Raw genomic sequence first — 13,922 nt, 5'->3', positions numbered from 1 at the left:
TCCTCACGGCGCTCAAGCACTAGGTCCGATCAGCGCAGCTCAGCGCGTAGCGTCGTATGAACTCGCAGCTCATCCAGCTCTACTGGTCGATCGGTGCGACCATCCTGGAGCGCCAGGCGGATGAGGGGTGGGGAACTGCCGTCGTCGCGCGACTCGCCGGGGACCTCCGTGCCGAGATCCCGGCGATGAAGGGCTTCTCGCGGTCGAACCTCTTCTACATGCGCGCCTTCGCGGAGGCATGGCCTGACCGCGACCACGTGGTCCAACAGGCTGTTGGACTTCTTCCGTGGGGGCACATCACCGTCCTCCTCGGGAAGCTCGACGACCGCGCGGCGCGGGACTGGTACGCCGCACGCGCCGCCGAGCACGGGTGGTCGCGCAACGTGCTCACCAACCAGATCATGAACCGCACCCTCGAGCGGATCGGCGCCCCACCGACCGACTTCGCCGGTCAGCTCGCCCCTGCTGATTCCGACCTCGCGCGCGAGCTGGGCAAGGACCCGTACGTCTTCGACTTCCTCGACCTCACCGAGGCGGTCTCAGAGCGCGGGCTCGAGCCGGCGCTCATGGACCGGATCGTCGACACCCTCCGCGAGCTCGGTGCCGGCTTCGCGTTCGTCGGCCGTCAGGTCCATTTCGACGTCGACGGCGACGACTTCTACGTCGACCTCCTCTTCTTCCACACCGAGCAGCTCCGCTACGTCGTCATCGAGCTCACGACCGGCAAGTTCGAGCCCGCCTTCGCCGGCCAGCTCGGCTTCTACGTCGCCGTCGTCGACGACAAGATGCGTCGCGACTTCCACCGGCCCACCGTCGGCATCCTCATCTGCGGCAGCCGCAACGAGCACACCGTCCGGTATGCGCTGGGCCAGGCGTCGGCGCCGATGGCCGTATCCACGTACACGTACGAGACCCTGCCAGCTGCTGAGCAGCAGGCGCTTCCGGCGGCGGAGCAGATCATCGCCGCCCTCGAATGGGCGGAGGGCGACGCCTCGGCCTGACCACGTCGAAGCAGGTGCCGATGCCGGCCCGCGCTCCCGCCCCCTACGACTCCAGGTGCCCCAGCTCCGGCTGCGCCAGGAACGCCACGACCGGATCCGCCGCCGCGCCCGTCTCGAACACGACGAGGTCGTTGCGGCCCGCGCGGAGCTGCGCGCCCGGCACGTAGAGCGTGTGCTGCGGGCCGCGGGTCCAGTAGCGGCCGAGCGCGAAGCCGTTGACGAAGGCGACGCCCTTGCCCCACGAGCGCGTGTCGAGGAAGAGGTCGGCGGGCGCGTCCATGTCGAAGGACGCGTGGGCGAGTACGGGCCCGTCGAGGAAGCGGACCGTCTCCGTGACGGAGGCCCCAGCGGAGGACGCGGCGGACGACACCGCACCCGCCATCGCGTCGAGGTCGAGCGGCACGCTCGCCCACCCGGTGAGCTCCTCGCCGTCGAGCGTCGCCGGCCCGATGAGCCCCTTCGCCTCGCCGATCCGCACGCCGTAGTTGACGCGCCCCTGGTCCTCCACGAGCACCTCGAGGATCCGGCCGGGCGGCACCGCGATCGCGGTCTCGTGCTGGTCGCGCTGGATCACGCCGATCCGCACGCCGTCGACCGAGACCACGGCCCGATCGCGCACCTCGCCGAACGCGAGCACGCGCGTGCGGTCGGAGTCGGGCAGCTCCACCCGGTGCAGCGCGAACCCGCGGAAGACGCCGAGCTGATCCATCGACGGCACGGCGTCGGTCGCGCGCCAGGCGGCCGCATCGTCCGGCACCACGTCGGCGAGCGGCACGGCCGCGTCGAACGCGACCTCGAACGCGGGCGCGTCGCCGCGCATCTCGGGCACCTCGTCGGGCACGTCCCGGTAGCGCGCGATCACGTCGCGGAACGCGAAGAACTTGGGTGTGGGGGATCCGGTCTCGTCGAGCGGGGCGTCGTAGTCGTACGAGGTGACGTGCGACTGGTACGTGCCCTTGTGGTTGGCGCCGTTCGTGAATCCGAAGTTCGTGCCGCCGTGGAACATGTAGATGTTGACGGACGCGCCGGCGGCGAGCAGCGCGTCCAGCTCGGCGGCGGCGTCGGCCGCGGAGGTCGTGTGGTGGTGCTCGCCCCAGTGGTCGAACCAGCCGTCCCAGAACTCGCTGCACATGAGCGGGCCGGTCGGCTGGTGGCGGCGCAGGGTGGCGAGGCGCTCGGTGGCGCGCGAGCCGAAGGATCCGGTGCGGTGCAGCTCGTCGAGGCTGCCGCGGGAGAGCATCTCGTCGGTCGGCTGGTCGACGGTCGTCAGCGGCACGATGATGCCGTTGTCGCGGGTGAGGTCGACCAGGTGGCGGAGGTAGTCGGCGTCGTCGCCGTACGCGCCGTACTCGTTCTCGATCTGCACGAGGATCACGGGCCCGCCCATGTCGATCTGCCGCGGCGCGACGATCTCGTAGACGCGGGTCAGGAACTCGTCGACGGCGGCCAGGTACAGCGGCTCGCTACGTCGCACGCCCACCGCGGGATCCTCGAACAGCCAGCCCGGCAGCCCGCCGCCGTCCCACTCCGCGCAGATGTAGGGCCCGGGCCGCACGATCGCGTGCATGCCCTCCGCGTGCACGAGGTCGAGGAAGCGGCCGAGGTCGAGGCCGGCGCTCGTGTCGAACGCGCCGCGCTCGGGGGAGTGCGCGTTCCAGGCGACGTACGTCTCGATGGTGTCGAGCCCCATGAGCCGGGCCTTGCGGATCCGGTCGGCCCACTGGTCGGGGTGCACGCGGAAGTAGTGGAGCGCGCCCGCGATGACGCGGTGCGGGCGGCCGTCGAGCTCGAAGTCGTCGGCGCCGATGCGGAAGCGGCTGCTGGTGGCGGGGAGGCCGGTCATGTCGTGTCCTTGTGTGAGGGAGGGCATGGGAGAGGGGAGGCGCGACTCGCGTCGCACCTCCCCTCGGGTCGATCGGTGGTGCTACTTCACGTCGACGGTGAAGCCCTGCTGCTGGCCGTACTCGGCGGCCGCCTTGCCCCACGCCTCGAGGACGGGGTCGAGCGACGTGCCGTTGGAGTACGCGGACGAGGCCGAGTCGCTGAAGATGCTGTTCGTGTAGACCTGGAACGGCAGGTACTGCCAGTCCGGGACGACCTCCTTCGAGGCCGCGCTGAGCACCTGGTTGATCTTCTGGCCGCCGAAGTACTCGGGCGTCTCGTTGAGGAACTCGTCGCTGTTCAGGTCCGCGGTGGTGGAGGGGAATCCGCCGGCGTTGAAGGAGATCTTGCGACCCTCCTCGTTCGCGGTCGTGAACTTCGCGAACTCCGCCGCGACGAGCTTGTTCTGGGACTGCTGCATGACGGCGATGGAGGATCCGCCGCTCTCCGCGGTCGCCGTGTCACCCGCGGTGTACTGCGGCATGGGCGCGACGCGCCACTGGCCGGAGCCCTCGGTGGCCTGCGCCTCGAGGTTGCCGGGCATCCAGGCGCCGGTGATCAGCGTGGCGATGGATCCGTCGCCGAGGCCGCGGAACCACTCGTCGGTCCAGCCGGGGGTCTGGGCGAGCGAGCCGCCCTCGACGAGCTGGTTCCACATCGCCGTGTACTTCTTGGCGCCCGCGTCCTGCATGTCGATGGTGACCTTGTCGCCGTCGACCTTGTAGGGGTGGCCGCCGGCCTGCCAGATCATGCTCGTGGTGAAGCCGGCGTCGCCGGAGTCGCTGGTGATGTACTGGTTCGGGTCGGCGGCGTGCATCTTCTCCGCCGCGGCCACGTACTCGTCCCACGTGGTGGGGACGGCGATCTGGTACTTGTCGAAGATGTCCTGGCGGTAGAACATCGCCATGGGGCCCGAGTCCTGCGGCAGCGCGTAGAGGGCGTCGCCCTCGGTGACCGCGTTCCAGGTGGAGGCCGTGAACTGGTCCTTGAGGTCCGTGTAGCCGTAGCCGGAGAGGTCGGCGAGGGACTTGCCGAGCGCGAACTGCGGGATCGCGAAGTACTCGACCTGCGCCACGTCGGGAGCGCCCTTGCCCGCCTTGATGGCGTTCTGGAGCTTCGTGTACTGGTCGGCGCCGGTGCCGACGTTCTGCACGTCGACCGTGATCTTCGGGTGCTCCTTCTCGAACGCCTCGGCGATCGGCTTGATCGCGGGGGCCCAGCCCCAGACGGTGATGGAGGACTGCGTGTCGAGGGCCTTCGTGAGGTCGTCGGCGGAGGCGGTGTCGGCGCTGGCGCCGCCCGATCCGGAGGAGCACGCCGCGAGGGAGCCCGCGAGGACGATGCCGAGGCCGAGCGCGATGGCGCGCTTCGCCCTGCGGGGGAACGAGATGGACATGGTGGTGCCTTTCACTTCTTCGTGGTGGTGAGGGGAGGTGCGGAGGTGCTGTCGGAGGGCGCTACGCCTTGACGCCGCCGGCCGAGAGGCCGGACTGCCAGTAGCGCTGGAGGAAGAGGAACGCGATCACGATCGGGATGATCGCGAGGAACGAGCCCGTGATGACGAGGTTGTAGATCGGCTGGCCGCCCACGGTGGTGGACTGCGCGTTCCACTGGTTGAGACCCACCGTGAGGGGGTACCAGCGGGAGTCGCTCAGCATGATCAGGGGGAGGAAGTAGTTGTTCCAGGTCGCGACGATCGAGAACAGCAGCACCGTGATGAGGCCGGGGCTGAGGAGCCGCAGGCTGATCGTGAAGAAGGTGCGGATCTCGCTCGACCCGTCGATCCGGGCCGCCTCGAGGATCTCCTCGGGCACCGAGTCGACCGCGTAGGTCCAGATGAGGTACAGCCCGAACGGGCTGATGAGCGACGGCAGGATGATCGCCCACGGGGTGTTCGTGAGGCCCATCTGGCTGAAGAGCAGGAAGGTCGGCACCGCGAGGGCCGTGCCGGGGATCGCGACGGCGCCGAGCACCACCGCGAACACGATCTTCTTGCCCGGGAAGTCGAACTTCGCCAGGCCGTAGCCGGCGAGGGTGGCGAGCAGCGTCGCGCCGCCCGCTCCGACGACCACGTAGATCAGCGTGTTGCCGAGCCAGCGCACGAACTCGCCGTTGCCGTAGGTCAGCACGCCCTGGATGTTGTCCCACAGCGCGAAGTCGCCCGAGAACCAGAGGCCGAACGAGCTGAACAGCGCGTCCTGCGTCTTGGTCGAGTTGACCAGGAGCCAGAACAGCGGGAGCACGGAGTAGATGAGCAGCAGCGCCATGACGAGCGTGAGCACGATGCTGCGGCGCTCGCGCGGGGCGCCGGCGCTCTTGCGGCGCTTGGGCGTCTTGTCCGCCGGGGTGGCGCGGACGGGCGTGCCGGCGTCGGGCGCGGCGAGGGGGGTTCCGGTGAGGGTCGACACGGTCAGCTGTCCTTCCGGGTGCCGACGAGCTGCACCACGTAGGCGACCACCATCGTCAGGACGCCCATGATGATCGCGATGGCGGCGGAGTAGTTGAACTGCTGTCCCGCGAAGGACAGGTTGTACGCGTACATGTTCGGGGTGAAGTACGAGCTGATCGCGTTCGGCGCCAGCGTCTGCAGGATGTTCGGCTCGTTGAAGAGCTGGAAGCTGCCGATGATGGAGAAGATCACGCCGATGACGAGCGCACCGCGGATGGCGGGGAGCTTGATGCCCGTGATGATGCGGAACGGACCGGCGCCGTCGAGCTCGGCGGCCTCGTAGAGGTCGGGCGAGATGACGCGGAGGGCCGCGTAGAACAGCAGCATGTTGTAGCCGACGAACTCCCACGTGACGATGTTGCCGATCGACGCGAGGATCCAGCTCTGCGAGAGCAGGTCGGGCAGGTCCCAGCCGGTGGCCTGCTCGATGTTGCCGACGAGGCCGAAGCGGTTGCCGTAGATGAAGCCCCACATGAGCGCCGCGACGACCGCGGGCACCGCGTACGGCAGGAAGATCGAGATGCGGAAGAACGCCGTGAGGTGCAGGCGGGCCGAGTCGAGCGCGAGGGCCGCGAACAGGGCGATGAACAGCATGATCGGCACCTGCACCACGAGGAACAGCGCGACGCGGCCGAGCGCGTCCCAGAAGTTCGGGTCGTTGAGCGCCTGCGTGTAGTTGGCGATGCCGACGAACGAGTTGCCGCCGATCATCCGCTCCTGGAACAGGCTGAGGTAGATAGAGTAGCCGACGGGCGCGATGAGGACGACGAGGAAGACCACGAGGAACGGGGCGACGAAGCCCAGTCCGGTCCAGCGTCGCTTGTCGCGTCGCATCGGGGGACCGCTCGGGCGGGCCGCGTCGGGCGCCTTCGGCCGGGTGGCCGAGGTCGACATCGTCGTCATGTGCTTCCACTTCGTCGGGGGATCTCCGCGCCGTCGCCCCGTTTCGAAAGGGCGGTCACCCACCTCGTGAGGATTGGGTGTTTGCGCAAACATCTGTGATGCTCGCAACCATGACATCTCCACCGTCGGCCGTCAAGTCGGGTGGCCGGCGCATGCCCGGCGGCCGCACCGTGTCGATGGCGGACGTCGCCGCGCACGCCGGGGTCTCCGCCCAGACGGTGTCCCGCGTGTCCAACGGCGCGCAGAACGTGGAGGCCACGACCCGGCAGCGCGTGGTGGACGCGATGGCCGAGCTCGGCTACCGGCCCAACAGCGCCGCGCGGGCTCTGAAGACCGGCCGCTTCCGCAGCATCGGCATCATCATGTTCACGCTCTCCACCCTCGGCAACATGCGCACGCTCGACGCGATCGTCACGGCCGCGTCCGGCGCCGGGTACACGATCACGCTCATGCCCGTGCCGCACCCGACCGAGGGCGAGGTGGCCGGCGCGTTCAGCCGGCTGCAGGAGGAGGCGGTCGACGGGGTCGTCATCATCATCGAGGCGCACATGCTCGACCGGGCCGACGTGATCATCCCCGTGGGGCTGCCCGTCGTGATCATCGACTCCGACGCGGGCGACCCCTTCGTGGTCGTCGACACCGACCAGGAGCAGGGCACGCGGCTCGTCACGCAGCACCTGCTGGATCTCGGGCACACCGCGATCGTGCACGTCGCCGGCCCGTCGACCTCCTACTCGGCGGCCCGCCGCGCGGCCGAGTGGCGCGCGACCATGCTCGACGCGGGGCTCGTGCCGGAGGACCCCGCGCAGGGCGACTGGACCACCGCGTCGGGCTACCGCATCGGGAAGGAGCTCGGGCAGCGCGCCGACATCACGGGCATCGTCGCCGCGAACGACCAGATGGCCCTCGGGATCATCCACGCGCTGCACGAGCTCGGCCGCGACGTGCCGGGCGACATCAGCGTGGTCGGCTTCGACGACACCGAGGAGTCGAGCTCGTTCTGGCCGCCGCTCACGACCGTGCACCAGGACTTCACGGAGATCGGCCGCCGCTCGATGCAGGTGCTGCTCGAGATGCTTGACGGCCGCGAGCCCTCGGGCGACCGCATCGTGCCGACGCGGCTCGTGGTGCGCGAGAGCGCGGGGGCGCCGCGGGGCGACGCGCGCTGATCCGCGGTCCGTCCGCTGCCGTTTCGATGCGGCCGCCGCGGGGAACGGGACGGGGGACCCGCCCGCCCGAACTGGAGGCCGCCCCGTGCCCGTCGTCGCCCCGCTCCACGAGAGATTCCCCGACGTCCGATCCATCGCCGTGCTGCGCGGCGGTGGGCTCGGTGACCTGATCTTCGCGCTGCCCGCGATCGCCGCGCTGAGGGCTGCGTACCCGGATGCGCGGATCACGCTGCTCGGCACGCCGCTGCACCGTGCGCTCCTCGGCGGTCGACCCGGCGGGCCCGACGAGATCGAGGTGCTGCCGGTTGCGCACGGTGTCCGGGACGTGCCGGGCACGGATCCCGACCCGGCGGAGATCGAGGCGTTCGCGGCCCGGGTGCGCGCGCGCCGCTTCGACCTCGCGGTGCAGGTGCACGGCGGCGGCCGCAACTCGAACCCGTTCCTGCTGCGGCTCGGCGCGCGCCACACCGTGGGCACCGCGACCGACGACGCCGAGCGGCTCGAGCGCGTGATCCCGTACGTCTACTACCAGCACGAGGTGCTGCGCGGGCTCGAGGTCGCGGGGCTCGCGGGCGCGCCCGTCGCCGAACTCGAGCCGGTGGTGCGGGTCACGGACGCCGAGCGGGCCGCGGCTGCCGAGCGCGTGACGGGCGCGCCGGGCGGGCTCGTCGTGATCCACCCGGGCGCCACCGACCCGCGCCGCCGCTGGCCCGTGGAGTCGTTCGCGGAGGTCGCGCGCCGGGCCGCCGCGGACGACGCGCAGGTGGTCGTCGTGGGCGACGCCACGGATGCGGCCGATGCCGACCGCATCGTCGCGCTCGGCCGCGACGGGCTGCCCGCGGAGCAGGCCGCGCGGATCACCTCGCTCGCCGACTCCCTCACCCTCGGCGAGCTCGCCGGCCTCTTCACGCACGCCGACGTGGTGCTCGGCAACGACAGCGGCCCGCGCCACCTCGCGCAGGCCGTCGGCGCGCGCACGGTCGGGGTCTTCTGGTTCGGCAACGTGATCAACGCGGCGGCCTTCGGACGGACGCGGCACCGGATCCACATCGGCTGGACCACGCGCTGCCCCGTCTGCGGCGTCGACGTGACCCAGGTCGGCTGGACCGCCGAGCGCTGCGCGCACGACCCGTCGCATGTGGCCGAGGTGCGGGTCGACGAGGTGCATGCGGACGTGGAGCAGCTGCGGCGGGCGTCGCTCGGGGAGCGCGTGACGGCGTAGGCCCGCGCTCCGTCGCGGGCGGAGCGACGCGTCAGCCCGCGGGATCCAGCCGTGCCGTCGCGTGCGGCGTCGTCGCGATGGCCGCGTTCCGCAGCGACTCCGTGCCCGCGTCGAGGTAGCCGTACGTCTTCTCGTGCGCGGCGAACTCGGCGGCGCGCTGGGCGGGGTCCCTGATGGTGGTCCAGGCGCGCGAGTCCGGGTCGTCGTTCCACGGCGAGTGCAGGACGGGGGCGTGCGTGGTGACCGGCAGGAGGCCGCGCGCGGGATCCCCGTCGACGGAGATGACGGTGGCGCCGAAGGCGGGCGCGCGCGGATCCTGCCGGGAGAGCCGGCCCCACACGGCCTCGTCGTCGTCCGCGGCCTCGCCGGCGTAGACGTGGCGGGCGTGCAGGTCGCGCGCGTCGTCGATGCCGTCCTCGACGCCCGCCGAGCCGAGCATCACGAAGGAGTCGACGCCGAGGTCGCGGGCGGCGAGGGCGTCGGCGGCCATGGTGGATCCGTACGAGTGCGCGATGACGCTGACGCTCGCGAGGTCGCCGCCGTGCCGGGCGGCCTGCAGCCCGGCGATCTCGCTCGCGAGCATCGGGGCGCCGCGTTCCGCGTAGTCGCCGAGCGTCGCGTCTATGCCGGGCGGCGGCGTGCGGTAGCCGATCCACGCGACCACGGCGTGCGCGGCCGGGGCGCCGACCGACGCCTGCGCGTCGAACACGTTCTGCGCGGTCTCGGTCCAGAGCTGCATGTCGTCGGTGTAGGTGCCCATGCCCGGCACCGTGAAGGTGACCTGGCGGGCGGTGTCGAGGTCGCCGACCGCGATGGCGGCGAGCGGCGGATCCCGGTGGCTGAGCGACACGAGGGTGCGCTTCGGCTCGGCGTGCCCGCTTGCGCGTGCCTCGGGCTTGAGGGCGTCGCGGATCGCCGTGAGCGCGGTGAGCCGGTCGCGCGCGTCGGCGTCGTCCGGGTGGGCGGCGACCGCCTCCCGCTCCGTGCGCAGCTCTGCGCGCAGCTGGCGCCGGTTGGCGGCGTCGCGCGAGGCGTAGTCGACGCCGTCGAGGTTGCCGACGAGCGCCGGCGAGTTCCGGATCAGCGCGCGCTGGTGCTTGCGGTCCTTGGCCGCCCACCAGGAGACGACGCGCGCCGGCGACGCGTCCATCACCTGCAGCTCGAGCGCCGGATGCGCCTGGATCATGCGTCGGGCCTGCGCCTGGGTGAGGGCGGCGTAGCGGTCGAGCTGGGCGAAGCCGCCCTCGACGCCGGATCCGGGCGGGGCCGGCAGGATCACGAGGCCGACGAGCACGGCGGCGAGGGCGAGCGCTGTCTCGCGCCGTCGGTGGGCTCGGGTCACCACCGCCTCCTCATCGTGTGCGCCGCCGTCGGGTCGGACGGGCACAGGTCAGATCGTAGGCCGCGCGCTCCTCATGACGCCCATGCGCCGGCTGGGCGGCGACTGTGCGGCGCCCGGACGCGCGGGATCAGCCCCGCCGGAGCGCGAGCGCGTCGCGGAGGGCGGTGGCGGAGGCGGCCGAGCTGTCGATGCGCCAGTCCGCCTCCTTCTGGAAGTCGAACCACACGAAGCCGAGCACGTCGGGCTGCGCCTGCAGGTACGCGACCAGGTCCCTGTCCCACGCGGCCTTGGACCCGCCCGTCTCGCTCGAGGCCACCTCGCCGATGACGAGCGGCTTGCCCGGCGCGACGGCGCGCAGCTGCGCGATGCCGGGGCCGAAGAGGTCGGCGGGCGCGGTCCAGCGCTGGCCGGCGACGGCGCCCCAGTTGTAGCCGTCGAGCGCGACGACGTCGACCTGGTCGGCGCCGGGGTAGAGGGAGGCGAGGTCGGTGGATCCCGGGTACGGCACGTTCGGGCTCCACACCCACTTCACGTTCGTGGCGCCCTGCGCGACCACGAGGTCGTGCACGTGCATCCACGCCTGGACGTAGGAGCCGGATGCGTTGCCGTTCACGCCGTCCGACCACGGGTACCAGTTGCCGTTCATCTCGTGTCCGTAGCGGAGGTAGACGGTCTTGCCGTACTCCGCGAGGTCGGCGCCCCAGGAGCGGATGCGGGCGTCCTGGTCGCCCGCGATGATGCGCGCGTTCGTGTAGGCGGCCTGGTCGACGCCCGCGCCGCCCTGCCACGGCTCCCACGTGATGAGGCTGTCGGCACCGCGCGCGGCGACGCTCTGGAGCCCCGCGATGGGCGCCGGGTGCGTGAAGTCGACGTGGCTCATCACGATGGACGGGCTCTCGCCGAGGGTCGCCGACGCGGCGTCGAGCTCGCCGTTCGCCGTGGGACCGCCGGGGGTCGAGAGGCCGAGGCGCAGGCGGGCGGAGCTGACGCCGGGGGCGGTGGTCGCCGGTGCGCTCGTGGACGAGGGCGTCGGGGCGGTGGTGCGCGCGGATCCGCTCGACGTCGCCTTCGTGACGGTGAACGCGGATCCGGCCGCACGGGCGCCCGCGGTCGCGGTGATGCGGACGGTCGACAGCACGGTGCGCGGGATCGCGACCGCGGTCGTGAACCTGCCCGTGGCGGTGGTCGTGATGCGCTTCGTGGTCGACCCGACGGCGACGACCGCGGCCTTGCTGGAGGGGAAGCCCGTGCCGGTGACCGTCACGGGGGTGCCGACCGGGCCGGAGGCGACGGAGAGGACGATGGCGGCGGGGGCCGCGGGCACGACGGGTGTCGCCGTGGTGCGGGCCACGGAGGCGGGGGCGATGAGGACGGTGGCGGTCACCACGACCGCGGGGGCGACGGCGGTGACGACCGCGCGCTCGATGAGACGGCGTCTGGGCATGGCGAGAGGGTCCTTCCCCCGACGGATGTGTGCGAGCGTATGCACTCCTCCGCCCCGCGTCCACCGGATGTCCGTCGAGCGACGGGATCCGGGGGACGGGTGGGGCGGATCAGGCGCGACGGGCGGCGAGCGCGTCCCGGATGGCGGTGGCGGACGACGCGGAGCTGCCGATGCGCCAGTCCGCCTCCTTGTCCATGTCGAACCAGACGAAGGCGACGACGTCGGGCTGGGCCTGCAGGAACGCGACGAGGTCGGTGTCCCACTCGGCCTTGGATCCGCCGATCTCGGAGGACGCGGTCTCGGCGATGACGACGGGCTTCGCCGGGGCGATGCCGCGCAGCTGCGCGAGCCCCGGGCCGAAGAGGTCGGCGGGCGAGGTCCAGGCGTGCCCGGCGACGCCGGTGCCCCAGTTGTAGCCGTCGAGCCCGACGACGTCGACGTACGCGTCGCCGGGGTAGAGGCCGGCGAGGTCGGTGGATCCGGTGTACGGCACGTTGGGTGTCCACACCCACTTCACGTTGGTCGCGCCCTGTGCGACGACGACGTCGTGCACGTGGCGCCAGGCGGCGGCGTAGGAGCCGGTCGCGTTGCCGTTGACGCCCTCGGCCCACGGGTACCAGTCGCCGTTCATCTCGTGCGCGTAGCGGAGGTAGACGGGTCCGCCCCACGTCGCCAGGGCGGCGCCCCAGTCGCGGATGTACGCGTCGTGGTCGCCCGCGGCGATGCTCGCGTTCGTGAACGCGGGCTGATCCGCGCCCGCGCCCGCCTTCCACGGCTCCCAGGTGAGGAGCGTCTCGGCACCGCGCGCGGCGACCGAGTCGAGGGCCGCGATGGGCGGCGCCTGCGTGAAGTCGGCGTAGGAGAGCACGATGCTCGGGCTCTCGCCGACCAGCGCGGCGACGGCGTCGAGCTCGCTGCCGTCGGTCGGGCCGCCCGGGGTGGCGACGCCGAAGCGGAGCCGGGCGTCGGAGACGGGGGGCGCGGCGCTCGCGGCGGTCGGGGCCGGGCCGCTGGCGGCGGTGGCCGGGGATGCTGCGGTGAGGATCCCGGCGGTGAGGGCGAGACCCAGGATGAGGGAGGTCGCGGTGCGGATGGTGCGGGGGTGGTGCGTCATTTCGTCCAGTTTCCTGCGGATGTCCGCTCCCCGGAAGCTATCCGACGCTTCCCTGGACCCGTCGCCCGATGTCCGGTCACGGCCGGACGGTCAGGTGATGGGCGGTCCCGGTCTGATGCCCGCGTCGCAAGCCCCTTCCGCGCGGGACCCCGCACCAGTAACGTCGCGCACACCCGCCGATGCGCGGGTCCGACACCGACGGAGGACACCATGAGCCAGCAGCAGACCGCGCAGCGCCCGAGCCTCGTGGGACCCGACCCGATCCGGCCGCCGTACGACGCGCGGCTGGCGATGATCCTCCTCGTGACCGAGGGGGTGCTCGCCTTCGCGGGCCTCGTCGCGATGGTGGTCGCGAGCTGGACCCCGGTGGTCTGCGCCGTGCCCGGCTGCGACTACCCGCTCGGTGAGCTGGCGTCGCGGCTGTGGGTGGTCGGCACCATCGCCGTGCTCGTGCTCTCGATCATCGCGACGGTCGTCTGCCGCACGCGCCGCGTGAACGCGTGGTGGGCGCCGGCGACGGGGATCGTGCTGATCATCGGCGTCAACGTGGCGGCGCAGATCATGACGCGGTTCGCGACGATGCACTGACGGACTCCGACGGACGACACGAGCCCGGCACCCGCGTGATGCGGGGCCGGGCTCGTGTCATGCGCGCAGGCCGCGGTGTCCGCGGATCAGCCGCGACTCACGGCCAGCTGTCCTCGAGCTCGTGGGTGATGACGAGCTCGCGGATCTCGCAGCCGCGCGGCTGGCCGAGGATGAACATCACCGAGTCGGCGACGGCGGCCGGGTCGTTGAGGTTCGCGTCGGAGCCGGGCTTGTACTTCGGGTCGCGGTCGTCGAAGAAGTGCGTCTTCATGCCGGAGGGGATCAGCGTGGTCACGCCGACCTCACCCTTCGTCTCGGCGGCCAGGGCGCGCGTGAAGCCGAGCACGCCGAACTTCGAGGCGCAGTAGGCGGTCGCATCCGAGACGGCCTTGATCGCGAGCGACGACGCGACGGTGACGACGCGCCCGTGCGACTCGGTGAGGAACGGCAGCGCCGCGCGGACGACGGCGACCGTGCCCATGAGGTTCACGCCGATGACCTTCTCCCACTCGGTGGGGGCGACGTCGACGAGGCGGCCGCAGCGGTCGATGCCCGCGGCGGTGACCACTGCATCCAGGCCGCCGTGCGCCTGGGCGATCTCGGTGACGAGCGCCTCGGTGGCGCGGGTGTCGGAGACGTCGACGCGGTGCGCCTCCATGCCGGTGACGCTCGAGGTGTCGAGGTCGAGCACGATGGGCTCGCCGCCGGCCGCGAGGACCGCCTGCGCGACCGCGGCGCCGAGCCCGGACGCGCCTCCGGTGATGAGGACGCGGCCGGTGCTGGGGCGGGGGGAGTCGGTCATGGGTGTT

At 71.9% G+C, this 13,922-nt stretch carries 12 protein-coding genes; 4 read left to right on the top strand and 8 right to left on the bottom strand.

Annotated features, from left to right (window positions below; genetic code table 11):
- Positions 1–56 precede the first annotated feature (56 nt).
- Complete coding sequence (locus FGD68_RS00740) at positions 57–1,001, top strand: PDDEXK nuclease domain-containing protein (RefSeq protein ID WP_317207885.1); 945 nt, start codon at positions 57–59, stop codon at positions 999–1,001.
- Positions 1,002–1,044: 43 nt separating this feature from the next.
- Here the strand turns inward: FGD68_RS00740 and FGD68_RS00735 are convergent, their stop codons facing one another.
- The 4 genes from FGD68_RS00735 to FGD68_RS00720 all read right to left on the bottom strand — a co-directional run bounded on the left by FGD68_RS00735 (position 1,045) and on the right by FGD68_RS00720 (position 6,234).
- Complete coding sequence (locus FGD68_RS00735) at positions 1,045–2,844, bottom strand: glycoside hydrolase family 35 protein (RefSeq protein WP_119373079.1); 1,800 nt, start codon at positions 2,842–2,844, stop codon at positions 1,045–1,047.
- A gap of 81 nt (positions 2,845–2,925) precedes the next feature.
- Positions 2,926–4,278 carry an ABC transporter substrate-binding protein gene (locus FGD68_RS00730; RefSeq protein ID WP_119373080.1) on the bottom strand — a complete coding sequence of 451 codons (1,353 nt, stop codon included), beginning with the start codon at positions 4,276–4,278 and terminating at the stop codon, positions 2,926–2,928.
- A gap of 61 nt (positions 4,279–4,339) precedes the next feature.
- The gene (locus tag FGD68_RS00725; protein ID WP_104235339.1) at positions 4,340–5,290 is read right to left on the bottom strand and encodes a carbohydrate ABC transporter permease; all 951 of its coding nucleotides are present in this window, start codon (positions 5,288–5,290) and stop codon (positions 4,340–4,342) included.
- A gap of 2 nt (positions 5,291–5,292) precedes the next feature.
- The gene (locus FGD68_RS00720; RefSeq protein WP_104235340.1) at positions 5,293–6,234 is read right to left on the bottom strand and encodes a carbohydrate ABC transporter permease; all 942 of its coding nucleotides are present in this window, start codon (positions 6,232–6,234) and stop codon (positions 5,293–5,295) included.
- A gap of 110 nt (positions 6,235–6,344) precedes the next feature.
- On the opposite strand from FGD68_RS00720, the gene FGD68_RS00715 reads away from it, so the two are divergent.
- A complete protein-coding gene (locus FGD68_RS00715; RefSeq protein ID WP_237609656.1) occupies positions 6,345–7,403 on the top strand; it encodes a LacI family DNA-binding transcriptional regulator in 1,059 nt (352 codons plus the stop codon).
- A gap of 85 nt (positions 7,404–7,488) precedes the next feature.
- The gene (locus FGD68_RS00710; protein ID WP_237609655.1) at positions 7,489–8,625 is read left to right on the top strand and encodes a glycosyltransferase family 9 protein; all 1,137 of its coding nucleotides are present in this window, start codon (positions 7,489–7,491) and stop codon (positions 8,623–8,625) included.
- Positions 8,626–8,656: 31 nt separating this feature from the next.
- On the opposite strand, the gene FGD68_RS00705 is transcribed toward FGD68_RS00710, so the two are convergent.
- The 3 genes from FGD68_RS00705 to FGD68_RS00695 all read right to left on the bottom strand — a co-directional run bounded on the left by FGD68_RS00705 (position 8,657) and on the right by FGD68_RS00695 (position 12,525).
- Complete coding sequence (locus FGD68_RS00705) at positions 8,657–9,967, bottom strand: alpha/beta hydrolase (RefSeq protein ID WP_119373194.1); 1,311 nt, start codon at positions 9,965–9,967, stop codon at positions 8,657–8,659.
- Positions 9,968–10,094: 127 nt separating this feature from the next.
- Entirely contained in the window at positions 10,095–11,411 is a 1,317-nt protein-coding gene (locus FGD68_RS00700) for a glycoside hydrolase family 26 protein (protein ID WP_119373190.1), read from the bottom strand.
- A gap of 109 nt (positions 11,412–11,520) precedes the next feature.
- Positions 11,521–12,525, bottom strand: coding sequence for a glycoside hydrolase family 26 protein (locus tag FGD68_RS00695; RefSeq protein WP_119373191.1), 1,005 nt, complete (start codon positions 12,523–12,525; stop codon positions 11,521–11,523).
- Positions 12,526–12,735: 210 nt separating this feature from the next.
- Between FGD68_RS00695 and FGD68_RS00690 the strand changes: the two genes are divergently transcribed.
- Positions 12,736–13,113, top strand: coding sequence for a hypothetical protein (locus FGD68_RS00690; protein ID WP_119373192.1), 378 nt, complete (start codon positions 12,736–12,738; stop codon positions 13,111–13,113).
- A 97-nt stretch (positions 13,114–13,210) separates the two neighbouring features.
- Here the strand turns inward: FGD68_RS00690 and FGD68_RS00685 are convergent, their stop codons facing one another.
- On the bottom strand, positions 13,211–13,915 hold the full coding sequence (locus FGD68_RS00685) for an SDR family oxidoreductase (RefSeq protein WP_119373193.1): 705 nt from the start codon (positions 13,913–13,915) through the stop codon (positions 13,211–13,213).
- Positions 13,916–13,922 lie beyond the last annotated feature (7 nt).

This window comes from Clavibacter californiensis (assembly GCF_021952865.1).
Classification (GTDB): Bacteria; Actinomycetota; Actinomycetes; order Actinomycetales; family Microbacteriaceae; genus Clavibacter; species Clavibacter californiensis.
The sequence above is the reverse complement of the archived record's forward strand: the minus strand, read 5'-3'. Positions and strand labels throughout refer to the sequence as shown.